A 23,187-nucleotide genomic window follows, 5' to 3' on the forward strand; every position below is an offset into this window, starting at 1 on the left:
CAGCTCCACCACGACGGCCTCCTGAAACGGGGTCAGGTTCGTCTGCAGACGGTGCGCCGTGTGCGGACGATCTTCGACGTCGGTGCGTTTCTTCCAGCGTCGGATGGTGTCCTCCGACACCCCGAGTTCCCGGGCAAGACGCCTCACCGGCAGGTTCGAGCTTTGGATGTAGCGCCGGGTCGCAGGGGTCGTGGTGGCGTTCTTGTGCAGTCGAACCATCATGACTTTTGCCTCCGTAGTTCCTCGATCAGCTCACGCATCGTCTCGCGACCTATGAATAATGCACGACGTCGCGGATCAATGCAATCGTCCGGGACCTGACAATCAGGGACGCATTCTTGAACAGGGACCTCCCGAGGAGATTTTCAGTTCGCCCAAGGAACAGCGGACGCGCGAATTTCTGCATGCGGTATTGCATCCGGAAGAATGACGGCTCACTCGCACGTGATCCGGATGATGCAGGAGGCCCCGGTCACCGCTGCACGGCGATACGTTGTCCTAGCGATTGATATAAAGAGGCGCCAGGATGGGCAATGGAGCTCTGTCGGAAGAGGGTGAATCGAGAGGGTGTCGTGGGGTGGTACGTACCACTAAAAGGTACGGATGATAACCGGTTTCAAATGATCGTCATGGACGGGGATCAAAGCGATATTTTTCGTCCAGCGACAGCCGAGAAAAAATGCGGTGGTGCCCAGAAGAGGACTCGAACCTCCACGCCTTGCGGCACTGGTACCTGAAACCAGCGCGTCTACCAATTCCGCCATCTGGGCGACGAGATGCGTTATTATAAGCACGCGGCGCGCGTTGTCAACGCCATTTCGGCGTGGGCGGGTGCCGCATGATGAATATGCAAGGACTTCTGATTCTCGATGAGCAAAACTTCAAAGAACAAGCCGCGGACTCCTTCCGCTGATCCCGCTCCTTCCTCCCCCCGCCGCCGGCGAACTCCGGCCTTGCTGTCTGCCTCTTCGACCGAAGCACCGGCGTCGGCGCCTCCGGCTCGTGCCGAATCTGCAACCGTGCCGGCGATCGAGGTGAGCGAGCGCCGCCGCCAGGATCCTTTCTTTGCCCGCGAGGCGACCAAGTACGGGCATCCTTTGCCCAGTCGGGAATACGTCCTCCAGGTGCTTGCCGAGGCAGGCCGTCCCATGCCTTGGAGCGAACTCGTGGAGGCGCTCGACATCTCCCCGCAGGAGTACGAGCTCTTCGAGCGGCGCCTGAAGGCGATGGAGCGCGATGGCCAGATCCTGCGCAACCGCCGCGGCGCCTATCTCCTGCCGGAGAAGGCCGACCTCATCCGCGGCCGTGTGCAGGGGCATCCCGACGGCTTCGGTTTCGTGATCCGCGACGACGGCGGCGAGGACATCTTCCTCGGGCCCAAGGAAATGCGCCAGGTACTGCACGGCGACCGGGTGATCGTGCGCATCGCCGGCACCGACCGCCGCGGCCGGCCCGAAGGCAAGATCGTGGAGGTGCTCGAACGCGCCAACCAGAAAGTGGTCGGACGCGTACTCGTCGAGCACGGCGTCACCCTGGTGGTGCCCGAGGACAAGCGCATCGCCCAGGACATCCTCGTCGCCCCCGGCGGCAAGAAGGTCAAACCGGGGCAGGTGGTGGTGGTCGAGCTCGTCGAGCAGCCCACGAAGTACGCCCAGCCGATCGGGCGCATCGTCGAGGTGCTGGGCGACTACGACGATCCCGGCATGGAGATCGAGATCGCGCTGCGCAAGTTCGACCTGCCGTTCGAATGGCCGTCCGAGGTGCGAGAGGAAGCGCGCCGCCTGCCCGACGCGGTGCGGCGCAAGGACCTCGCCGGGCGGGTGGACCTGCGCGAATTGCCTCTCGTGACCATCGACGGCGAGACGGCCAAGGATTTCGACGACGCCGTCTATTGCGAACCGCAGGGCAAAGGGTTCCGGCTGATCGTGGCGATCGCCGACGTGTCCCACTATGTGCACCCCGGCTCGGCGCTCGATGCCGAGGGCTTCAATCGCGGCAACTCGGTCTATTTTCCGCGCCGGGTCATTCCCATGCTGCCGGAGAAGCTGAGCAACGGCCTGTGCTCGCTCGTGCCGCACGAAGATCGGCTGTGCATGGCCTGCGACATGATCGTGAGCGCCTCGGGCAAGGTGCAGCGCTACCGTTTCTACCCGGCAGTGATGAATTCCCACGCCCGCCTCACCTACACCGAGGTCGCCGCCGCCCTCTATGAGGGCAAGGAAGAGGCCCGGACGAAGCTTGCCGAGCTCCTGCCGCACCTGCAGCATCTCGACGCCGTTTTCCGGGCGCTTTTGAAAGCGCGGCGCCAGCGTGGGGCGATCGACTTCGAGACGGTGGAGACGCGCATTGAGTTCGACGAGAACGGCAAGATCGCGCGCATCGTGCCCGAGGTGCGCACCGACGCGCACCGCCTCATCGAAGAATGCATGCTGGCAGCCAACGTCTGCGCCTCCGAGTTCCTTGCCGAACACGAACATCCCACGCTCTACCGCGTGCATGAGCCACCGGCGCCGGAGAAAGTCGCGGCGCTGCGCGAGTTCCTCGCCGGGTTCGGCATCGAGCTGCCCGGCGGCGACGAGCCCTCCCCGAAGGACTACGCCAAGGTGCTGGAGCAGATCCAGCAGCGCCCCGATGCGCCCCTGCTGCAGATGGTGATGCTGCGCTCGCTCAAGCAGGCCGTGTATACGCCAGAAAATCGCGGCCACTTCGGGCTCGCCTACGAGGCGTACGCGCATTTCACCTCCCCCATCCGCCGCTATCCCGACCTGCTGGTGCACCGCTGCATCAAGGCGGTGCTCGCCGGTACGCGCTACGAGCCCGGCGACTGGAAGGCGATCGGCGAGCACTGCTCGATGACGGAGCGGCGCGCCGACGAGGCCACGCGCGAAGTCATCGGCTGGCTCAAGTGCTACTTCATGCAGGACAAGGTGGGCGAGGTCTACACCGGCGTGGTCACGGCGGTGGTGCCCTTCGGCCTCTTCGTCACGCTCGACGAGCTCTTCGTGGAAGGGCTGGTGCACATCTCGGATCTGGGCGACGATTATTTCCACTTCGACGAGCGCGCGCACGCCCTGGTGGGTGAGCGTAGCGGCGTGCGCCACCGCCTGGCCGATCGGGTGAAGGTGCAGGTGGTGCGGGTCGATCTGGCCACGCGCAAGATCGATTTCCATCTCCTGGAGAACCTCAGCCCGGCACCGACCCGGCGCGAGGGCAAGACCGAGCGCACGCGCCGCGCCAAGGGCAAGCGATGAAGGAAGAAACCAGACAACGGCGCACCGTGCCGGGGTTTCATGCGGTCACGGCGCTGCTGCGCCATCGTCCCGAGGACGTCGCCGAGCTCTACGTCGATCGGCAGCGGCAGGATGCGCGCATGCGCTCGCTGCTCGAACGCGCGCAGTTGGCCGGCGTGCGCGTCGTGCCTGCAGACTCCGCCCGGCTCGACGCGATCGCCGGCTCAGGGCGGCATCAGGGGGTGGTCGCCTTCGTCGCCGCGGCGGCGCGGACGCATTTGCTCGAAGAAGTGCTCGATGCGCTCGATGCGAACCGGCCGGCGCTCTTCCTCGTGCTCGACGGGGTGCAGGATCCGCACAACCTGGGGGCCTGCCTGCGCGTGGCCGATGGGGCCGGCGTGGATGCGGTGATCGCGCCCAAGGACCGCGCCGCGGGTTTGAGTGCCGCAGCGGTCAAGGTCGCGAGCGGCGCGGCGGATACCGTCCCCTACGTGACGGTGACGAACCTGGCGCGGGCGCTACGCACGCTCAAGGAGGCGGGCGTGTGGGTGGTGGGCGCGGCGGGCGAGGCGCAGAAATCGCTCTACGAGTGCGACCTTGCCGGATCCGTAGCCTGGGTGCTCGGTGCCGAGGGGGAGGGCCTGCGGCGGCTCACGCGCGAGCTGTGCGACGAGCTCGTACATATCCCCATGCTCGGCGCCGTCGAGAGCCTGAACGTGTCGGTGGCTGCCGGCGTGTGCCTCTATGAGACGGTGCGTCGGCGTCTGGCTCAAGCCGCGGGCGGCTGAGGCGCACCCTGCGCGGCAGGGACAGCCGCCGCGGCCGGCCAGGCGATGTCGCGGATGTGCAGGTCGCGCTGCGGGAAGGGGATCTCGATCCCGTGCGCTTTGAAGATCCGGTCGATTTCATGGTTCAAGCGGCCGAGGATGCTCAGGCGTTGATTGACGTCGGCCACGATGGCCCGCACCTCGAAATCCAGCGAACTCTCGCCGAAACGGGCGAAGACCACGCTGGGCGCCGGATCGGAGAGCACGCCCGGCGTGGCCTTGACGGCTTCGAGCAATAGCGCTTCGACGTGCTCGGGGTCGGTGCCGTAGGCCACGCCGATAGTGACGAAGATACGCGACAGCGAGTTGCTCAGCGTCCAGTTGGTCACCTGCTCGGTGATGAGTTTCTTGTTCGGCACGAGGATCTCGCGCCGGTCGAAATCTTCGATTACCGTGGCGCGGATGGTAAGCCGCCGCACGGTGCCGGTCTCGTTGCCGATGGTGACCTGGTCGCCCACGCGCACCGGTCGCTCGAAGAGGATGATGAGGCCGGAGACGAAGTTGGCCACGATCTCCTGCAGGCCGAAACCCAACCCCACGCTCAGGGCGGCCAGCAGCCACTGCAGTTTCGACCACGGCATACCGAGTTCGCCCAGGATGAGCACCGAGCCGATGGTGAAGATGGCGTAGCGCAGCAGCGTCACCAAGGCATACTTGCTGCCCGCATCCAACCGCGAGGTGCGCTGCAGCGCCAATTCGAGCAGACCGGGAAGGTTGCGCGCCGCCACCCACATCACCGCAAAGCCGATCATGGCGATGAGGAGGTCGGCGAAGGTGACTTGCAGCGTTACCGTCTCGTTGCCCAGCGTCTCCGTGTAGCGCCACAGCACCCATTCGTCGAGGATGCGGGTGGCGGGCAGCAGCGACGACCAAAGCTCGAAGAGCACGAAGGCGAGTCCAAGGATGAGCGCGAGGTTGAGCAGGGTCAGCGTCTGGCGTTCGGAAGAATCGATGCGCGCATCCTCGCCTGTGTTTCCTTCTTCGAGGCTTTCGCGCTGCCGGTCGAAGCGGTGCAGGAAGAAATCGCGTGCGGCATGCTGCAGCAGGGCGAAGGCGAGCAGCACCCAAAGAGTGGACATGAACCGGCCGACGAGGGCCGCCGCCGCGTAGAAATAGCCGGCTCCGGCGAGCAGCGCGCTCACCAGGGGCAGGCCGGGGCCGCCGATGGCCGCCGTCAGGCGCAGCCAGGGCGGCTGCTGGGCGATGGCGAGGAGCCCTCTCCGCGGCCGGAAGATGCGCCACAGGAGCAAGGCCAGCAGCAACATGGAGACGACGAAAGGCGTGCGCCCCAGGTCGGTAAAGGGGGCATCCAGCTGGGCCTCGTTGAGATAGACGGCGAGAAAGCCCAAGGGCAGCACGCCCCAGGCGAACCCCCGCAGCGTGTGCCTCAGGCGCTTGAGGATGGAGGGCGGCCAATGAAACCGGGTGGCGGCAATCCCCGTGCCCGGCGCGAAGACGCGCTGCCAGAAGGCGACGTTCCAGCCGAAAGGCGCGATGCGCACCAAGGCGGTGCCGATGGCGCGGAAATTTTCGGCGAACGCATCCCCGGCGAGAATCATCGTGCCGCAGCCGTAGGCGATGAGCGGGAAGGGAAGGGCTTGGATGGCTTCCAGGAAAAGCAGCAGCAAGGTATCGAGCAAGCCGGCGTGGTGCGGATCGCGCTCGCCGGCGGCGAGGTGGCGACCGATGAGCCGGGCCAGCCGGGGGCGTGCGAGGAGCAGGCAGACGCCCAGCACGGCGGCCAACCATGTCATCGGCGGGGACTGGGTGAGGGCGAGGCGCCATGAGCCAGGATCGGCAAAGCTCTGGAAAAGGGTGAGCGTGCCCGTGCCGACGGCGAGGAGCTCGGGCATGGGGTCGCGCCACAGCGTGCGGGTGGTGGCCACCCACATGAGGTGCTGGTCGATGAAGGAGGAGAACTCTTCGACGACGTCCAGATCGCGCAGGAGCACCGATTCCAGGTCGCTGAGCGCCGCGAGCAGGGCCGGGCGCAGGGCGTCGATCGTCTCCAGCGTGAGGGAGCGCACGGCCAGGGCTTCGACGATGGCATTTTCCAGGTTGCCGTCGGCTCCGGCCGGGTCGGACTGCCCCAGGACCTGGCGCGCCCGCTCGCGGGGATCGGCAATGAGGCGCTTGGCCTGGCGTAGCTCGAGCTCGAGCAGTTGGACTTCTTCGAGCATGCCGCGGACCTTGTTGAGCTCCTGGCTCAATTCGGACGGGGAAGGGAGGCGGCTGCGGTATTCGAGGAGGAGGTTGCCCACGGCTGGACTCAGGCCCTGTTGGGCGATGCGCTTTTTCAGGGATTCGAGCGTTTCCCACCGCTCCTGCGTTTCACGCTGCAGCTGCGATTGGCGTTCGCGCACGCTCTGCAGGCGATGGCGCAGGGTCTGCAAGCGCGCTTCCCATTCCCGGTTGGTCGCCTCCACCCGGGCAAGTCTCGGGTCGATTGCTTCGGCATTGACCTGGCTCGTTTCCTGGCTGACTTCGGCCGTCGTGCTCTTTTCCACCGCTTCGCGCAGCTGCCGCAGGCGGGCCAGTTCGACGTCGAGCCGCTCGATGCGGCGCGACAGCAGCACCCGCGTGCTCGCGGCAAGACGGCTCTCGAGCAAGGCGGCGCGCCGTTCGGCTTCTTGAGCCTGGCTTGTGACCAAGGTGGCGAGTGTGAGGGCTTGCTGTACCAGGGGATCGTTGCTGGGAAGGGTAGGCAGGGGGGCGGGCGGAGGGGGGGCGACAGCAGCATCGCCGCGCTCCTTGGGTTGTTCGAGGTCTGAGAGCTGGGCGCGCAAAGCTTCCTGCGTCTGGCGTCGCGTCCGTTCTTCCTCGAGGATGCGGCGCAGGCGCTCGGCGCGCTCGCTCGGTGCCAGGCTGTCGCTGACCCGCAGATCGGCAAACTCGCTGGGGCGGCTGGCGGCGAGCTGCTGCAGTTCGCGCTGCGTCTGCTCGATGAGCTTTTCGGCGAGCGCGGCGCGAATCTCGGCTTGCTGTCGGCGGCTTTGCGCTTCCTGGATGCGGTCGAGCAATTGCTTGAGCGCGGCGGAGGTGTCGGGCGGTAGCGCATTGCGCTGCAGCGCATCTTGAATCAGGGCAAGGCCCGACTGGATCGGGTCGTCGCTGGTCTCGGCGGCAAAGGCGGGGACGAGCGCACCGACGAGGCAGAAGATCAAGAGGCCGCACAACCGGCGGACGAAACGCATGGAGCCTTCCTTGGGATGGGCGCGAGATCGGGAGCGGGGAGAATGCCGGCAGTCCGATTCGAACGGACGACCTTCCGCTTACAAGGCGGGTGCTCTACCAGCTGAGCTATGCCGGCGCTGCCGCGTCCGGCTCCGGAATCGCTCCGGAGCGGACGGAAAGATTATACCGTTCCCTCGTGCGGAGGAGAGGGCTTAGGAGGTGACGGAGATCTTGCCGATCTTGATGCGCCACTCGCGCGGGCCGGTTTCATGCACGTTGTTGCCTTGGCTATCGACGGCCACCGTCACCGGCATGTCGCGCACCTCGAATTCGTAGATCGCCTCCATGCCCAGATCCTCGAAGGCGACGACGCGCGCTGCCTTGATCGCCTTGGCCACCAGATAGGCGGCTCCGCCCACGGCCATGAGGTAGGCGGCGCGGTGGTCGCGGATCGCCGCCACGGCTTCGGGGCCGCGCTCGGCCTTGCCGACCATGGCGATGAGTCCGGTCTTTTCCAGCATGAGGCGGGTGAATTTGTCCATGCGCGTGGCGGTGGTGGGGCCGGCGGGGCCGACGACTTCGTCGCGCACCGGATCGACCGGGCCGACGTAGTAGATGACCCGGTTGGTGAAATCGACGGGAAGCGGCTCGCCGCGGGCGATCATGTCGGCGATGCGCTTGTGCGCGGCGTCCCGACCGGTGAGGAGCTTGCCGTTCAGCAGCAGGATGTCGCCGGCCTTCCAGGAGGCGACTTCCTCGCGCGTGAGGGTGTCGAGATTTACCCGCTTGGCTTTCTCGGTGTCGGGCGTCCAGGTGACCTGCGGCCAGTCTTCGAGGCGCGGCGGTTCGAGCCGGGCCGGGCCGCTGCCGTCGAGGGTGAAGTGCACGTGGCGGGTGGCGGCGCAGTTGGGAATCATGGCCACCGGCAGGCTCGCGGCGTGGGTGGGGTAGTCGAGCACTTTCACGTCGAGCACCGTAGTGAGGCCACCCAGCCCCTGGGCGCCGATGCCGAGCGCGTTGACCTTGTCGTAGAGTTCGAGCCGCAGCCGTTCGGCGGTACTGAGCTCCTCGCCGCGCTCGGCGCGGGCCTGCAGCTCGTGGATGTCGACGGGAGCCATGAGGGATTTCTTGGCGAGCAGCATGGCTTTTTCCGGGGTGCCGCCGATGCCGATGCCGAGGATGCCGGGCGGACACCAGCCCGCTCCCATGGTGGGCACGGTCTTGAGCACCCAGTCGACGAGGGAGTCCGACGGGTTGAGCATGGCCATCTTGGCCTTGTTCTCCGAGCCGCCGCCCTTGGCCGCGCAGATCACCTCCACTTTGTTGCCGGGTACGAGCTCGACGTGGACCACGGCCGGGGTGTTGTCGCGGGTATTCTGCCGCTTGCCGGCCGGGTCGCGCAGGACCGAAGCGCGCAGGGGGTTGTCCGGGTTGGTGTAGGCGCGGCGCACGCCCTCGTCGATGAGTTCCTGCAGGCTGCGGCGCGTGTCGAAACGCACGTCCTGGCCGATCTCGAGGAAAACCGTGGCGATGCCCGTGTCCTGGCAGATCGGGCGGTGCCCCTCGGCGGCCATGCGGGAGTTGGTGAGGATCTGGGCGATGGCGTCTTTCGCCGCAGGGCTTTGCTCGCGCTCGTAGGCCTTGGCGAGCGCCTTGATGTAATCGAGCGGGTGATAGTAGCTGATGTACTGGAATGCGTCGGCGATCGATTCGATCAGGTCTTCTTCACGGATGGTAGTCATCGCAGGATTCCTCGCAGAGGGCGCTATTCTAACAGAGGGCATCGCCGGCCAGAGGGTACGAGACCGGTGCCGTAGTAAGTCTGATGTAAGATATAAGCGTTTCAATTCAAAATGTCAGAGGTCGGCGGCTGCGCCGCCCGTTCGGACGAAATCACGCAGAGGGAGGAAACATCCATGGCTCAGAAAATGTACTATCCGCCAGAAGAACTCGTCAAGAACGCCGCCGTCTCGGGGATGGATCACTATAAGCGGCTCGTGGCCGAGGCGGAAAAAGATTACGAAGGCTACTGGGCGAACCACGCCCGCACGCTCCTCGACTGGAAGACACCCTTCACCCAGGTGCTCGACGAGTCCAATGCCCCGTTCTACAGATGGTTCGCCGACGGGGTACTCAATGCCTCCTACAACTGTCTCGACCGGCACGTGGCCGCCGGGCTGGGCGACAAGGTGGCCATCATCTTCGAGGCCGACGACGGCAAGGTCACCAAAGTCACGTACCGCGAGCTGCTCGCGCGGGTGGGCCAGTTCGCCAATGCGCTCAAGTCGCTCGGCGTGAAGAAGGGCGACCGGGTCCTCATCTATCTGCCCATGGGCATCGAAGGCGTGGTGGCCATGCAGGCGTGCGCGCGCATCGGGGCGACGCACTCGGTGGTCTTCGGCGGCTTTTCCGCTCTGGCGCTGCGCGACCGCATCCAGGACACTGGCGCCACGGTGGTGGTCACGTCCGACGGTCAGTTCCGCGGTGGCAAGGCCTTGCCGTTGAAGGCCATCGTCGAAGAGGCGTTTGCCATGGGCGGTTGCGAATCGGTGCGCCACGTGATCGTCAACAAGCGCACCGGCATGGACATCGAATGGCATCCGGAACGTGACCTGTGGTGGAGTGAGGTGATCGCCAGCCAGAGCGAGGAGTGCGAACCGGAGTGGGTCGAAGCCGAGCACCCGCTCTTCCTTCTCTACACCTCGGGTTCCACCGGCAAGCCCAAAGGCGTGCAGCACTCCACCGGCGGCTATCTCACCCAGGTCGCGCTGACCATGAAGTGGACCTTCGACATCAAGCCGACCGACGTCTTCTGGTGTACGGCCGACATCGGCTGGATCACCGGGCACAGCTACGTCGCCTATGGGCCGCTGGCGGTGGGGACGACGCAGGTAGTGTTCGAAGGCGTGCCGACTTATCCCGACGCGAGCCGCTTCTGGCGCATGATCGAGGCGCACAAAGTCAGCATTTTCTATACCGCGCCCACGGCGATCCGCGCCCTCATCAAGGCGAGCGACGCTACCCCCGAAGTGCATCCACGCAATTTCGACCTCTCCAGCCTGCGCATCCTCGGCTCGGTGGGCGAGCCGATCAACCCGGCGGCCTGGGAGTGGTATTACAACGAAGTGGGCCATGGACGCTGCCCCATCGTCGATACCTGGTGGCAGACCGAGACCGGGGCGCACATGATCACGCCGCTGCCCGGCGCCACGCCGCTCGTGCCCGGCTCCTGTACGCTGCCTTTCCCCGGCATCATGGCGGCGGTGGTCGATGAGACCGGTACCGAGCTTCCCTGGGGGCATGGCGGGTTCCTCGTCATCAAAAAACCCTGGCCGTCGATGATTCGCACGATCTGGGGCGATCCGGAGCGGTTCAAGAAATCCTATTTCCCCGAAGATTTCAAAGGGAAACTCTATCTGGCCGGCGACGGGGCGATTCGCGATCCCGAGACGGGCTACTTCACCATCACCGGGCGCATCGACGACGTGCTCAACGTCTCCGGCCACCGTCTGGGCACGATGGAGATCGAATCGGCTCTCGTGGCGCACGAGCTGGTGGCGGAAGCGGCCGTGGTCGGCCGTCCCGATGATATTACCGGCGAGGCGATCGTGGCCTTCGTGGTGCTCAAACGCTCGCGGCCTCAGGGCGAAGAGGCCAAGCGCCTCATCAAGGAACTGCAGGACTGGGTGGCCAAGGAGATCGGCCCCATCGCCAAGCCCAAGGAGATCCGCTTCGGCGAAAACCTGCCCAAGACCCGCTCGGGCAAGATCATGCGTCGGCTGCTACGCCAGCTCGCCAAAGGCGAGGAGATCACGCAGGATACGTCCACGCTGGAGAACCCGGCGATCCTGGAGCAGTTGAAAGGCTAAGAGGAGAAGAAGGACGGGCGGCCTCGAGACCGCCCGCCTCGTGGGAGGAGACGAATTACGGCGCCCGCAAGAGGCGCTTTTCTTTTTCTTGAGGCAAAAGAAAAAGGCCACCCAGATAGAGCGGCCTATTTTCATCTTTTTGCAGCGCAGCTTACTTGAGCTTGGTTTCCTTGTAGAGCACGTGCTTGCGCGCTTTGGGGTCGTACTTCATCAGCTCGAGTTTTTCCGGGGTGGTGCGCTTGTTCTTCGAGGTGGTGTAGAAATGCCCGGTTCCGGCGGTGGACTCGAGCTTGATCTTCTCGCGGGCGGCTTTGGCCATGATGCACTCCTATCCGGGATTCAGATTTTCTCGCCGCGGGCGCGCAGCTCGGCGAGCACGGCATCGATGCCTTTCTTGTCGATCGTGCGCAGCGCCGCGTTGGAAATGCGCAGCTTCACCCAACGCTCTTCGGCCTCGCTCCAGAAACGGCGATAGTGCAGGTTGGGGAGGAAGCGGCGTTTGGTTTTGTTGTTGGCGTGCGAGACGTTGTTTCCCGTCATCGGACGCTTGCCGGTCACTTGACAGACGCGGGCCATGAGGGCTCTCCTGGGAATTCTTCAAAGCATGGAACGATAGCATGAAAACACCGCGGCGGCAAGGTGTCGATGCCAAGCGTGGGGCTGCCTCGCACCGGCCTCAGCCGCGGCGGGCGAAGGTCCACAGGCTGTTCGCGCCGTAGTGCCAGAAGAAGAGGATCCCTGTGACGAGGATCTGGGCAAGCAGGTAGGGTAGCTGTAGCCAATCGAGTGCGAGTGCCATGCCGGCGACGTTGCCGGCAAACCCGGTGGCGGCTACGGCGAGAAACTTGGGTAAGGCGACGATGTGGCGCGCGTCGCTGGCGAAGACCCAGCGGCGCGAGCCGAGGTAGTTCGTCACGGCTCCGGCAAGAAAACCCAGCGCCGAGGCGGGGAGCGGGCCGAGCGTGTCCGTTTCGACCAAGGCCACCAGCACGGTGTAATGCACGAGGGTGCCGGAAACGCTCACCAGGGCAAAGCGCGACATGCGCACGAGTTCGGCCAGCGGACGCCTCATGGAGCAGCGGCCTCGTGGTCGATGATCTTGAGGACGGCGAGCGGCGTGCCGAGCCGCTCGATGCGCGCGATTTCCTTGCCGGGTACCGCCTGGTCGCAGTCATCGTGCGTAGTGGCGAGCAGCAGTTCCGCATCGTCCCAGGCCTCGGTGATGTACACGTTGGGGGGGAGCCAAGGTTCGATCTGGAATCCTTCCGCGCAGTAGGCGAGCGCCCATTCCTTGTCGGCGGGTTGTTTGGCGACCCAGTCGGCGAGCGCGGGTAGCAGCGCCCGGGTAGCGTCGCTCCAGTAGTCCAGTTCCCAATGATGCTTGGCGCCGGCAAGTCCTCGGGCGAGATGGTTGTAGTAGAGGTGTTGATAGGGATGCAGCCGCGCCAGGGTGATGAAGTCATCGGCGGCCGAGAGTACGAGCAAAGCGCTGAGCAGCAGTGCTCCATGGCGGCGGCGAAGGGAGATTTCGGTCAGGGGGCGGTGGAGTGCCGCGAGCGTGCTTTGCCAGCCCCAGCAGGCGAGCAGCGCAAACCACGGCACGAGGAAGAGGAAGTGGCGCAGGCCGTTGTAGAGAGGGGGCTTGCCGATCACGACGTAGGCGAGCACGAAGGTGAGCGCGAACAGCAGCGGCCACAGACGGGGGGATTCCTTGATGCGCCGCCAGTGGGCAAGCGCGAGCACGGTGCCGAGGAGGATGAACTCGGGCAGGCGTACGAGGAGGTATTTCGGAAGGTAGAGGCGCGAGACCTGGGCGTTTTCCACCCGTTTCCCGTCTTCCCAGGTGTAGAGATCGAAAGCGAAGTGGGAGAACTTGGTGAGCGCCTGCCAGACGTGATCCCAGCCCATCACCGACCACGGCCAGAAGAAGGCCATGAGGGCAAGCGCGAGGGCGATGCCCGGCGCGAGGCGCAGGAGGATCGCCGTGAAGAGCCGTGGCCAGGGGGGCAGGGCCCGGCGGCGGGGCCACCAGGAGAGGAGAATGGCCGCGCCGAGGAAGCCGAAGGCGAGCACGCCGCCTACGCGCAGCCCCAGCGCCGCTCCGGTGGCGAGCCCCCACAACAGGACGTGGCGCCAACGCGGCGCAGGAAGCCCGTCGGCGATGCGGCTCGTGTAGTAGAGCGACCACAGCATGGCCGCGGCAAAAGGGACGTCCTTGGTGTGGGTGAAGATGGCGCCGGAGAAGACGCCGCTGCCCATCGTGGCGGCGAGCGCCGCCGTGCCGAGCCAGGCACCGCCGAGGAAGCGCCCGAAACGCGCCGCGCCCAAGAAGGCCAGGGCGCCGAAAGCGGCGGTGAGGAGGTGCCGCAGCGGCCACCAGTCGATGCCGAAAGCCATGGTGATCCAGGCTGCGGGCAGGTCGAAGAGGCCGCCGTAGAGATAGAGGTTGCTGAAATCGAGAAAGGTCTTGTCGGCAAGCCCGCTCGTGTAATACGCCACGAGCAGTTCGCCATAGATGTGCTGTACCCATTCGTCGTTGCTGGGGGCGTGGCGGTCGTAGCCGTCGAACACGTACCAGGCGAAGACGAGCCACAGCAGCATGGCGAGGCTGCGCGGAGTGAGCAGGCGCTGGAAGAGGAGGCGCATCGGCAAGGAACTCGGCACGGAATCGGCAATCAGAAAGGCGCGCGGACGAAAGGTTCAGCGCAGAGGGGAAGGGGGGTCGGCGAGTTCGTCGGGCAGGTTCACGGTGCGCCCGATGAGGTAGAGCGGCCGGCGCTTGACTTCCTCGAAGACGCGGCCGAGGTATTCGCCGAGCACGCCCAGGCTGACGAGCTGCACCCCCGAGAGAAAGAGTGTGGCGACCATCAGCGAAGCGTAGCCGGGCACGTCGCGCCCGAAAAGCAGCGTGCGCACCACCAGCCACAGACCGTAGACGACGGAGGCGAGCGCAAGGAGCGCTCCGATCGAGGACCAGACGTGCAACGGAACCGTGGTGAAGGAGACCATGCCGTCGATGGCGTAGCGCCAGAGCTTGCGCAGCGACCAGCGCGAGGTACCGGCATGGCGCTCAGCCGGGCGGTAGGGCAGGGTGACCTGATCGAAGCCCACCCAGTTCGCCAGCCCTTTGAGGAACCGCTTGCGTTCGGGCAGAAGGTTGAGGGCCGCCACCACGCGCCGGTCGAAGAGGCGGAAGTCGCCTCCGCCCGGCGTGAGCGCGATCTCGGAGATGCCGCGATAGAAGCGGTAGAAGGCGAGCGAGAGCCAGCGGCGCAGGGGGGAGTCGGTGTCGCGGTCGGTGCGCACCGCCGTGACGATGGCCGCTCCGGCGCGCCAGCGCTCGAGCATCTGGGGGATGAGTTCGGGCGGATGCTGCAGGTCGGCATCCATGATGACGGCGGCCCGCCCGGCGACGCGGTGCAGCCCCGCGGCCATGGCGGCTTCCTTGCCGAAGTTGCGTGCGAAGCGCACGCCCTTGACGCGGACATCAGCCTTGCCGAGCCGCTCGATGACGGCGAAACTCTCGTCGCGGCTGCCGTCATCGACGAGGATCAGCTCCCAGGAGAGCTCGAGCGATTCGAGCACGGCCTTGAGCCGTTCGTACAAAACCGGTAACGAGGCCGCCTCATTATAGACGGGTACAATCACGCTCAATTCGACGGAAGTCGGCGCAGTCGGTGCGGAGGCGGGAATCACGGCTGTCGGCTCCTGTCGTCAGCGAAGCGTAACGGGATGTAAGGCAAGGATCGCATGGACGTCCATTTCGAAAAATCCGGCGTTTTGGCGCTGACGCCGCCCCCCGTACTCGCGTCATTACCGGCCGATGTCTCCCGGGAAACGGCCGCGCCGGTACGGCGAACCTTCGTTTTGTGCGCCGACGATTATGGTATCGCACCGGGCGTGAATCGCGCCATCGAGCATCTGATCGAACTGCGGCGCGTGACGGCCACGAGCGCCATGGTGACCCTGCCGTGCTGGAAGCGCGATGCGCCGGGCTTGGCGGCCTTGGCGCGCGTAACCGGTGCCCAGGTGGGCTTGCACCTGACGCTCACCGAGCAGCGCTCGGCGAGCCCGGCGCGCGGCCTGGCGCAAGACGGACGCCTGCCGTCGCTGCGTTCCTTGCTCTTGAGGGCATTGGCGAAACGTCTGCCGGCGACGGCAGTGGCCGAGGAGATCCGGGCGCAGTTCGATGCCTTCGAAGACGTCTGGGGGGCGCCGCCCGCCTTCGTCGACGGGCATCAGCACGTGCATCTCCTGCCGACGGTGCGTGAAGCGCTCATCGCCGAGATCCTGCGCCGTTACGCGCCGGGAACGCTGTGGGTGCGCGATTGCCGTGAGACGGTACAGCGTATCCGGGCGCGCGGCGTGGGGGTGCGCAAGGCGCTCTTCCTGCGCCGCTTGGGGCGCGGGCTCAAGGCAGCGCTGCTCGCGCACGGCATCGCCCACAACCAGGGCTTCTCCGGCCTGCACGATTTCAAGGAAACGCCGCCTTTTCGCGAGAAGATGGGCCGTTTCCTCTCGGCCTTGGGGCCGAGGGCCTTGGTGCACGTGCACCCGGGCCGGGTCGACGCGGCGCTCCTTGCCGTCGATGCGCTGACGGCTCCTCGTGAGTGGGAATACGGGTATTTGGCAAGTGACGCTTTCGCCGAGGACTGCGCGCGCCTGGGGGTATGGCCGAGCTTGCCTGCGTGGAACGGCACGCCGTCCAAGGCCCAAGAATACGCGCTCTTCTGTACGGCCTGAAGCGCGCGGCGCGGCCGGCTCTGCTAGACTTACGGCCTCGATCCTCTCAATCCGTCCGAGTCATGCTCGAAGCTTTGGCGCTCACCTGCATCAAGGGCGATCGCATCCTCTTTCGCGACCTGACGCATGCCTTTCGCCCCGGCGTGCTCACGCGCGTGGCCGGCCCCAACGGGGTGGGCAAGACGAGTCTGCTGCGGCTGCTGTGCGGCCTGGCGCAGCCCGACGAGGGGGAGGTGCGCTGGCAAGGGACGCCGCTGGCGGCGCAGAGGGATGCCTGGCATCGGGCGGTGTTCTTTCACGGCCATCTGCCGGCGGTGCATGAGCTCCTGAGTCCGCGGGAGAATCTGCGCAGCCTGGCGGCGGTGCAGGGGCTGCCGCACGACGGGGCGGCGATCGACGCCGCGCTCGGGGAGCTTGGCCTTGCGCGGCAGCGCGATCTGCCCGTGCGGGTACTCTCGGCGGGGCAGCGGCGGCGGGTGGCGCTCGCGCGGCTCGTTCTGGCGCAGGAGCGGCCGGTGTGGATCCTCGACGAGCCTTTCACGGCGCTCGACGCCGCCGCGGTGGCTGCGCTCGCGCGCCGCATCGAAGCGCGGGTACGCGACGGGGCCACCGTGGTGCTCACGACGCATCAGGACGTGGAATTTGCCTGTCCCTGCGACACGCTGGAGCCGGGGCGGTTTGCGCCGCGGCGCAAGGCGGCGTGATGGGAGCGGTATTTTTGGCCATGCTGCGGCGGGAGATGGCGCTTGCCTGGCGCGGCCGCACCGACGTGCTGCTCGCGCTCTCCTTCTTCGTCGTCGTGGTGTGTCTCTTCCCCTTCGGCATCGGGCCGGAGGCGAACCAGCTGCGCGCGATCGCCCCCGGCGTGGTCTGGGTGACGGCGCTGCTCGCTTCGCTCCTGGCGCTGCCGCGGCTCTTCGAGCACGACTTGCGCGACGGCACGCTGGAGCAGCTGCTGCTCTCGCCCGAGCCGGCGGTGGTGTGGGTGCTGGCCAAAGTGGCCGTGCACTGGCTGGTGACCGGCGTGCCGGTGGCGCTCTTCGCGCCGCTGCTCGCCGGGCTCTACGATCTGCAGCCGGACGTCCTGCCGCTGCTTGCCGGGACGCTCCTTCTGGGCACGCCCACGCTCACGCTCATCGGCGCGATCGGGGCGGCGCTCACGCTGGGGGTGCGCTCCGGGGCGGTGCTGCTTGCGCTGCTGGTGCTGCCGCTGGCGGTGCCGGTGCTGATCTTCGGCGCAGGGGCGGTGGAAGCGGCCCTGGGTGGGGTATCCTACGCCGCGCACCTGGCCCTGCTGGGGGCGGGCATGCTCGCGGCGGTGGCGCTCGCCCCTTGGGCCTGCGTGGCGGCGCTGCGCCTGGCGGTGCAATGACGGAGAAAGGAAAGGGATGAACGCGACGCAGGAAAGACGGCAACGATGGCGGCAGGGGGTCGAGGAGCGGCAGCGTTCCCCGCGCAGCCTGTGGCGGTTTGCCGCGCCGCAGCAGTTCTATCCGCTCGCCGGGCGGCTCGCGCCGTGGTTCGCCGCGGCGGCCGCCGTGCTGGCCGTGGCGGGGCTGTATCTGGGGTTTTTCGTTGCGCCCACCGACGCGCAGCAGGGTGAGGTCTATCGCGTCATCTTCCTCCATGTGCCGGCGGCGTGGATGTCGATGTTCCTCTATCTCGTGATGGCGTTCTGGGGCATCGTCGGCTGGGTGCTCAATACGCGGCTCTCTTTCATGATGGCGCACGCGCTCGCGCCCACCGGGGCGATCTGGTGTTTCATCGCCCTGTGGACGGGGGCGCTGTGGGGCAGGCCCACCTGGGGGACGTACTGGGTGTGGGATGCGCGGCTCACCTCGCAGCTGCTCCTCATGTTCCTCTACCTGGGTTATCTGGCGCTCACACGGGCCATCGAGGATCCGCGTCGTGCCGATCGCGCCGGGGCCTTGCTCGCCATCGTCGGTTCGATCAACGTACCCATCATCTATTTCTCGGTGAAATGGTGGAACACGCTGCACCAGGGTGCTTCGGTGAGCCTGACGCGTGCGCCTTCCATGGCCACCGTCATGCTGGTGACCATGCTGATCATGGCGTTCGCCGCCTGGTTCTACTCGATCGCCGTGGCCTTGTGGCGCGTGCGCACGATCATCCTCGAGCGCGAACGGCACACCGACTGGGTGGCCGCCGAGCTCGATCGCCTGGCGGCCAAGGAAAAGGGGTGAGGGGATGCACTGGGAATCGTGGTCGGCATTTTGGGACATGGGTGGACGGGGTTTTTACGTTTGGGGCAGCTACGGTGTGAGTTTCGCCCTCATCGCCCTCGAACTTTATTTCCTCCATCGCACTCGTAAGGCCGTGATCCGCCGTCTGCTGCGCTGGCGGGCGGCACGGTTCGAAGACACGGGAGAAGACGCATGACGGCACGCGGCAAGCGTTTGACTTTGATCCTGGCGGCGCTCGCCCTGCTCGGCGGAGCCACGGCGCTGGTGCTCTCGGCGATGCGCGAGAATTTGGTGTTCTTTCATACGCCCTCCGAAGTCGCCGAGGGCAAGGCGCCGTTCGGGCGGACTTTTCGCATCGGCGGGCTGGTGGCGCCGGGCTCGCTCGAGCGGCTGCCAGACGGGGTGACGGTGCGCTTCGCCGTGACCGATACGGCCAAGACCATTCCCGTCGTCTATCGCGGCGCGTTGCCCGATCTCTTCAGCGAGGGCAAGGGGGCGGTGGCTCAGGGCAAACTTGGGCCGGACGGGGTGTTCGTCGCGAGCGAAGTGCTCGCCAAGCACGACGAGAACTACATGCCGGTGGAAGCGCAGCACGCCGTGGATCAGGCGCAGCGCGCGGCGGCCACCTTGAAACCCTGAGGAGTGCGTGATGATCCCCGAGATGGGACAGTTCGCGCTGGCGCTCGCCTGGGCGCTGGCGCTGGTGCAGGCGGTGCTGGGCCTTGCCGGGGCGGCGCGCGGTTCGGCCGGGGCGATGGCGGCGGCGCGGCGCGCGGCGCTCGCGCAATGTGCCGCGCTCGTGCTCGCCTACGCTTGCCTGACGGCGGCGTTCCTGCGCATCGATTTTTCCGTGCTCCTGGTGGCGGCCAATTCCTCTACGCGTACGCCGTGGTTCTATCGCCTCACCGGCGTATGGGGCAACCACGAGGGCTCGATGCTCCTGTGGGCGCTGTCGCTTTCCCTCTGGCAGGCGGCGGTGGCCGGTTTCTCGCGTTCGCTCACGGCGGCTTTTCGCGCGCGCGTGCTCGGCGTGCTGGGCACGGTGAGCGTGGGCTTTCTCGCCTTCCTCATCCTCACCTCCAACCCGTTCGAACGCCTGGTACCGATGCCGGGCGAGGGGCGCGATCTCAATCCCTTGCTGCAGGATCCGGGCATGATCATCCATCCGCCGCTCCTGTACATGGGCTACGTGGGCATGGCGGTGGCCTTTGCTTTCGCGATCGCGGCGCTCTTGTCGGGGCGGATGGACGCGGCCTGGGCGCGCTGGTCGCGCCCGTGGACGCTCACCGCCTGGGTGTTCCTCACGCTGGGCATCCTCGTCGGTTCGGCCTGGGCCTATTACGAGCTGGGCTGGGGCGGCTGGTGGTTCTGGGATCCGGTGGAGAACGCCTCGCTCATGCCTTGGCTCGTGGGAACCGCCTTGCTGCATTCGCTCATCGTCACCGAGAAGCGGGGGGCGTTTCGCAGCTGGACGGTGCTGCTGGCGATCGGGGCGTTCTCGCTCTCGCTCCTGGGGACGTTCCTCGTGCGCTCGGGTGTGATCACCTCGGTGCACGCCTTTGCCACCGATCCGACGCGCGGCGTGTTCATCCTGGGCTTGCTCGCGCTCACCGTGGGCGTGTCGCTGCTGCTCTTTGCCTGGCGTGCGCCGCGGCTCTCCGGCGGGGGGGTGTTCGCGCCGGTGTCGCGCGAAGGCTCGCTGCTGGTCAATAACGTGCTCATGGCTGCGGCCGCCGGGGCGGTGCTGCTGGGCACGGTCTATCCGCTGATCCTCGACGCGCTGCAAGGGGCCAAGATTTCGGTGGGGCCGCCGTACTTCGAGACCGTGTTCGTGCCGCTCATGGCCCCGGCGGTGGTGCTGATGGCGCTGGCGCCGTTCCTGCGCTGGAAGCGCGATGCGCTCGCGCGGGTGCTGCGCCGGGTGGGGCCGGAGCTCGTCGGCGCGCTGCTCTTGGCGGCGCTGGGGGTGTGGGCCGCCGGACATGCCACGCCCGGGGTTTATCTTGGGCTTGCCCTGACGGCCTGGGTGGCGCTTGCCTCGCTGCGGCTGCTCGTCGAGCGTCTGCGCCAGGGCGCGGCGCCGGGATTGGCGGCACGGCTGCGCGGCATTCCCGGGTCGTGGTGGGGGATGTGGCTGTCGCATCTCGGGGTGGGCGTGTTCATCCTCGGGGTGACGCTCGTGGGGGCGCTGGAGCAGCGGCTCGACGTGAAGATGATGCCGGGACAGGCGGCGGAACTCGCCGGTTACCGCTTCGTGCTGCGCGGCGTGAGCGAGGTACCCGGGCCCAACTACACGGCCCAGCGCGGCGAGGTGGAAGTGTGGCGCGAAGGGCAAATGCGCACCGTGCTTGTGCCGGAGAAACGCGCCTACTTCCGCTCGGCCATGCCGATGACCGAATCGGCGATCGACTGGGGGGTGTTCCGCGACGTCTATGTGTCGCTGGGTGACCCGACCGGCGATGGCGGCTGGGTGGTGCTGCTCTTCTACAAACCCTTCATTTCCTGGATCTGGTTCGGGGCGATCCTGATTGCCTTGGGTGGAGTGGCCGCGGCGCTCGACCGGCGCTACCGGCGGCTGGCGCGGCGCCGGGATTCGGTTCCTGTGCCGGAGGTGTTGCCCGAACCGGTGGCGGAGGCGGCGCGATGAAACTGAAGTACCTGATTCCGTTCCTCATTTTCGTCGCGTTGGTCGCGCTCTTCGCCTACGCCTTCCGCCTCGATCCGCGCGAGGTGCCTTCGCCGCTCGTCGGCAAGCCGGCGCCGGCCTTCGCCCTGCCGCGGGTGGACGCGCCCGGGACGCTCGCCGGGCCGGCCGATCTGCGGGGGCAGCCGTGGCTGCTCAACGTCTGGGCCACGTGGTGCGTGGCCTGCCGCGAGGAGCACGCCATGCTGGTGCGGCTCGCGCGCGAGGAGGGGGTGCCCATCGTGGGGCTCAATTACAAGGAGATCCGCGGCGACGCCGAGCTCGACGCTTCCCGTCTCTCGCCGCAGGAAGAGCGCGAGGCGGCGCTCCTGCGGGCGCGCACCTGGCTTGCCCAACACGGCGATCCCTATCGCTTTTCCGTGCTCGATCTGGATGGGCGCGTGGCGATCGACTACGGCGTCTATGGCGTGCCGGAGACTTTCCTCATCGACGCCGAGGGCGTCATCCGTTACAAGCACGTCGGCCCGATCGACGAGCGGGCCTGGCGCGAAGTGCTGCAGCCGAAGTGGGCGGCGCTGGCGGGAGCAAAGCGATGAGGCGAGGGGAAAAACGTGAAAGCGGCGTGGGCGGCCTCGTGCGCGGCATCGCCGCCGTCGTGGCTGCGTGCTGCTTCGGTTTCGCTTGGGCGGCGGAGGAGCCACCCAAGGCGCAGCCGGTGGGCGACCCGGCGATCGAGGCGCGCGCCCTGAAGCTCGGGCACGAGCTGCGCTGCCTCGTGTGCCAGAACCAGTCGATCGCCGAATCCAACGCCGAGCTCGCCCACGACCTGATGAACCAGGTACGCGAGCAGCTCGCCGCCGGCAAGAGCGAGGAGGAGGTGCGCGCCTACCTGGTGGCGCGTTACGGCGACTTTGTGCTCTATCAGCCGCCCTTGAAGGCGAGCACGGTGGCGCTGTGGGCGGGGCCGTTCGTTCTGGCGCTCGCTGGGGTGCTTGCCCTGTGGCGGGTGTTGCGGCGCCGTTCGCGGGAAGAAATGCCTGCGCTCTCGGCTGAGGAGGCGGCGCACGCCCAAGCGCTGTTGCGCGGGGAAGGCAAGGAGGAGCGGTCGTGATGGGATTCGTGACGGTGGCGGCGTTCCTGGCGCTCGCGGCCACGGGGTGGGTCGTCTGGCCGCTCGTGCGGCACCAAGGGGGGGCTTCTGATGAGGCGACCCAAGCACGGGCGGCGCTCGCGGTGCTGCGCGAGGAGTTCGCCGCGCTCGAGGCGGCACGGGCGGCCGGCGAGCTGGACGAAGCGGCTCATGCGCAGGCCCGGCGTGAGCTGGAGGCGCGGGCCTTGGCCGAGGCGCAGGCACTCGAGGCGCGCGTGCGGGGTCGGGAGATCTCGCCCGTGGCGGCTGCGCTCGTCGCGTTGGGGGTGCCTTTGCTCGCCGCTTTGGGCTACCTGTGGGTGGGATCGCCGCGCTGGGCGAGCGACGAGGCGGTGCTCGCGGCCACGCGCGAGGCCGAGGTGGCGCAGGCGGCGAGTGCCGCCGGCATCTCGCCCGAGCAGATCAGGGCGATGGTCTCGCGGCTCGAAGCGCGGCTGGAAAGCGGGGAGGGTGACGCGCAAGCCTGGATGATGCTCGCGCGCTCCTATCGCGTGCTGGGCGATCCGGCGTTCGTGGCTGCCGGCTGGGCGCGACTGGGCGCGAAGATTCCCCAGGAACCGGCGGTGCTCGTCGAGTGGGCGGAACTCTTGGTCGTCGCCCGCGGGGGGTTCGATGCCGAGTCGACGGCCTTGCTGGAGCGGGCCTTGGCGCTTGCCCCCGACGAACCCAAGGCGCTCGCCATGGGCGGGGCGGCGGCGGCCGCCGCCGGCGAGCATGCCAAGGCGGTGGAGCGCTGGGAGCGGCTGCTCGCCCAGGCGCCGGCCGAGGGGGAATTCGCCCAAACGCTGCGCGCGGCGATCGAAGCGGAGCGGCAGAAGGCGGGGCTGCCACCCTCGGGGAATTGACCCGGTGCGCGGCAAGCCTCGGCCTTCAGGCCGGGGAAGGATAGCGCGGACGCCGTTGGCGTCCTTGTCTTTGCTGTTCATGAAGAGTAGGGTTTCTAGAATACAACGTCTCCAGGCTTTCAAATTCGCTCTGATGCCAACCGGCGGTTGTGCAACCTTTTTTCTGTAAATTTCCGTGGTGTTGGTCATGACGCCGGGGTTGCGGGTTGAGGTTGAGATAGACCTTGCCGGTCATCCACTCGTCGTCGAGTTCGGCCAGCAGCGCCGAGACCAGGCGCAGGCAGGAATCCATGTTGGGGAAGATGCTGGCCACCCGGGTGCGTCGTCGCAGTTCCCGGTGTCGGGTAGCAGGACGGCATTACTGCCGCCCCGCCCCCTAAGAACCGTACGTGCGAGTTTCCCCGCATACGGCTCAAGCCTCTGCAAAGCTCCTTTTGACAGGAGCCGGCAGTTCACTTACCACCTTGGCTGTGGAGCTGTCTGTGGCAGTTCGGGTGAAGG

21 protein-coding genes, 2 tRNA genes and 2 pseudogenes are annotated in these 23,187 nt (G+C 66.9%); 14 read left to right on the forward strand and 11 right to left on the reverse strand.

Going from position 1 to position 23,187, the window contains the following annotated elements; all coding sequences use genetic code 11:
• The coding region (locus tag ASC37_RS10335; RefSeq protein WP_141654675.1) for a helix-turn-helix domain-containing protein at positions 1-222 on the reverse strand (222 nt) is incomplete at its 3' end.
• A 100-nt stretch (positions 223-322) separates the two neighbouring features.
• Here ASC37_RS10335 and ASC37_RS11950 point away from each other — a divergent pair.
• Positions 323-430 (forward strand): annotated as a pseudogene (locus ASC37_RS11950) (ectoine/hydroxyectoine ABC transporter ATP-binding protein EhuA); the annotation flags it as partial.
• Between the two features lie 255 nt (positions 431-685).
• Here the strand turns inward: ASC37_RS11950 and ASC37_RS10340 are convergent.
• Positions 686-770 (reverse strand) — tRNA-Leu (locus ASC37_RS10340).
• A 249-nt stretch (positions 771-1,019) separates the two neighbouring features.
• Here ASC37_RS10340 and rnr point away from each other — a divergent pair.
• A complete protein-coding gene (gene rnr / locus ASC37_RS10345) occupies positions 1,020-3,251 on the forward strand; it encodes a ribonuclease R (protein ID WP_198289084.1) in 2,232 nt (743 codons plus the stop codon).
• Positions 3,248-4,018: a 23S rRNA (guanosine(2251)-2'-O)-methyltransferase RlmB gene (gene rlmB / locus ASC37_RS10350; protein ID WP_055424296.1), complete on the forward strand. Its 771-nt coding sequence runs from the start codon at positions 3,248-3,250 to the stop codon at positions 4,016-4,018. Before rnr ends, rlmB begins: the two co-directional genes overlap by 4 nt.
• Here rlmB and ASC37_RS10355 read toward each other — a convergent pair.
• From ASC37_RS10355 to ASC37_RS10365, 3 genes are all read right to left on the reverse strand, one after another.
• The gene (locus ASC37_RS10355; protein ID WP_055424297.1) at positions 4,000-7,251 is read right to left on the reverse strand and encodes a mechanosensitive ion channel domain-containing protein; all 3,252 of its coding nucleotides are present in this window, start codon (positions 7,249-7,251) and stop codon (positions 4,000-4,002) included. The genes rlmB and ASC37_RS10355 overlap by 19 nt on opposite strands.
• A 43-nt stretch (positions 7,252-7,294) precedes the next feature.
• Positions 7,295-7,367: transfer RNA gene (locus tag ASC37_RS10360), tRNA-Thr, on the reverse strand.
• A gap of 76 nt (positions 7,368-7,443) precedes the next feature.
• Positions 7,444-8,973, reverse strand: a complete 1,530-nt coding sequence (locus ASC37_RS10365) for a fumarate hydratase (RefSeq protein WP_055424298.1) — start codon at positions 8,971-8,973, stop codon at positions 7,444-7,446.
• A gap of 174 nt (positions 8,974-9,147) precedes the next feature.
• On the opposite strand from ASC37_RS10365, the gene acs reads away from it, so the two are divergent.
• Positions 9,148-11,100, forward strand: a complete 1,953-nt coding sequence (gene acs, locus ASC37_RS10370) for an acetate--CoA ligase (RefSeq protein WP_055424299.1) — start codon at positions 9,148-9,150, stop codon at positions 11,098-11,100.
• A 151-nt stretch (positions 11,101-11,251) separates the two neighbouring features.
• Here acs and rpmG read toward each other — a convergent pair whose 3' ends face one another.
• From rpmG to ASC37_RS10395, 5 genes are all read right to left on the reverse strand, one after another.
• Entirely contained in the window at positions 11,252-11,419 is a 168-nt protein-coding gene (rpmG, locus tag ASC37_RS10375; protein ID WP_028874582.1) for a 50S ribosomal protein L33, read from the reverse strand.
• 20 nt (positions 11,420-11,439) lie between these two features.
• Complete coding sequence (rpmB, locus tag ASC37_RS10380; protein WP_055424300.1) at positions 11,440-11,676, reverse strand: 50S ribosomal protein L28; 237 nt, start codon at positions 11,674-11,676, stop codon at positions 11,440-11,442.
• Positions 11,677-11,776: 100 nt separating this feature from the next.
• Positions 11,777-12,172: a GtrA family protein gene (locus tag ASC37_RS10385; RefSeq protein ID WP_072247998.1), complete on the reverse strand. Its 396-nt coding sequence runs from the start codon at positions 12,170-12,172 to the stop codon at positions 11,777-11,779.
• Positions 12,169-13,746: an ArnT family glycosyltransferase gene (locus tag ASC37_RS10390; protein WP_055424301.1), complete on the reverse strand. Its 1,578-nt coding sequence runs from the start codon at positions 13,744-13,746 to the stop codon at positions 12,169-12,171. The genes ASC37_RS10385 and ASC37_RS10390 overlap by 4 nt, the downstream gene beginning before the upstream one ends.
• A 54-nt stretch (positions 13,747-13,800) precedes the next feature.
• Positions 13,801-14,796, reverse strand: coding sequence for a glycosyltransferase family 2 protein (locus ASC37_RS10395; protein ID WP_198289085.1), 996 nt, complete (start codon positions 14,794-14,796; stop codon positions 13,801-13,803).
• 54 nt (positions 14,797-14,850) lie between these two features.
• On the opposite strand from ASC37_RS10395, the gene ASC37_RS10400 reads away from it, so the two are divergent.
• From ASC37_RS10400 to ccmI, 10 genes are all read left to right on the forward strand, one after another.
• A complete protein-coding gene (locus ASC37_RS10400; RefSeq protein ID WP_072247999.1) occupies positions 14,851-15,843 on the forward strand; it encodes a ChbG/HpnK family deacetylase in 993 nt (330 codons plus the stop codon).
• Between the two features lie 62 nt (positions 15,844-15,905).
• A complete protein-coding gene (gene ccmA, locus ASC37_RS10405; protein ID WP_055424302.1) occupies positions 15,906-16,547 on the forward strand; it encodes a cytochrome c biogenesis heme-transporting ATPase CcmA in 642 nt (213 codons plus the stop codon).
• The gene (gene ccmB, locus ASC37_RS10410; protein ID WP_055424303.1) at positions 16,547-17,215 is read left to right on the forward strand and encodes a heme exporter protein CcmB; all 669 of its coding nucleotides are present in this window, start codon (positions 16,547-16,549) and stop codon (positions 17,213-17,215) included. The genes ccmA and ccmB overlap by 1 nt, the downstream gene beginning before the upstream one ends.
• Before the next feature lie 16 nt (positions 17,216-17,231).
• Positions 17,232-18,047, forward strand: coding sequence for a heme ABC transporter permease CcmC (ccmC, locus tag ASC37_RS10415; RefSeq protein WP_055424304.1), 816 nt, complete (start codon positions 17,232-17,234; stop codon positions 18,045-18,047).
• A 4-nt stretch (positions 18,048-18,051) separates the two neighbouring features.
• A complete protein-coding gene (gene ccmD, locus ASC37_RS10420; protein WP_055424305.1) occupies positions 18,052-18,243 on the forward strand; it encodes a heme exporter protein CcmD in 192 nt (63 codons plus the stop codon).
• Positions 18,240-18,686: a cytochrome c maturation protein CcmE gene (gene ccmE / locus ASC37_RS10425; protein WP_055424306.1), complete on the forward strand. Its 447-nt coding sequence runs from the start codon at positions 18,240-18,242 to the stop codon at positions 18,684-18,686. The genes ccmD and ccmE overlap by 4 nt, the downstream gene beginning before the upstream one ends.
• Before the next feature lie 10 nt (positions 18,687-18,696).
• Positions 18,697-20,694: a heme lyase CcmF/NrfE family subunit gene (locus tag ASC37_RS10430; protein WP_055424307.1), complete on the forward strand. Its 1,998-nt coding sequence runs from the start codon at positions 18,697-18,699 to the stop codon at positions 20,692-20,694.
• On the forward strand, positions 20,691-21,287 hold the full coding sequence (locus ASC37_RS10435; protein WP_055424308.1) for a DsbE family thiol:disulfide interchange protein: 597 nt from the start codon (positions 20,691-20,693) through the stop codon (positions 21,285-21,287). The genes ASC37_RS10430 and ASC37_RS10435 overlap by 4 nt, the downstream gene beginning before the upstream one ends.
• Positions 21,284-21,802: a cytochrome c-type biogenesis protein gene (locus ASC37_RS10440; RefSeq protein WP_055424309.1), complete on the forward strand. Its 519-nt coding sequence runs from the start codon at positions 21,284-21,286 to the stop codon at positions 21,800-21,802. The genes ASC37_RS10435 and ASC37_RS10440 overlap by 4 nt, the downstream gene beginning before the upstream one ends.
• Positions 21,802-22,686 carry a c-type cytochrome biogenesis protein CcmI gene (gene ccmI / locus ASC37_RS10445; protein WP_055424310.1) on the forward strand — a complete coding sequence of 295 codons (885 nt, stop codon included), beginning with the start codon at positions 21,802-21,804 and terminating at the stop codon, positions 22,684-22,686. Before ASC37_RS10440 ends, ccmI begins: the two co-directional genes overlap by 1 nt.
• A gap of 202 nt (positions 22,687-22,888) precedes the next feature.
• On the opposite strand, the pseudogene ASC37_RS11565 reads toward ccmI, so the two are convergent.
• Positions 22,889-23,026 (reverse strand): annotated as a pseudogene (locus tag ASC37_RS11565) (transposase); the annotation flags it as partial.
• Between the last annotated feature and the right edge of the window lie 161 nt (positions 23,027-23,187).

Source organism: Tepidiphilus thermophilus (assembly GCF_001418245.1).
In the GTDB taxonomy this organism is placed as follows: Bacteria; Pseudomonadota; Gammaproteobacteria; order Burkholderiales; family Rhodocyclaceae; genus Tepidiphilus; species Tepidiphilus succinatimandens.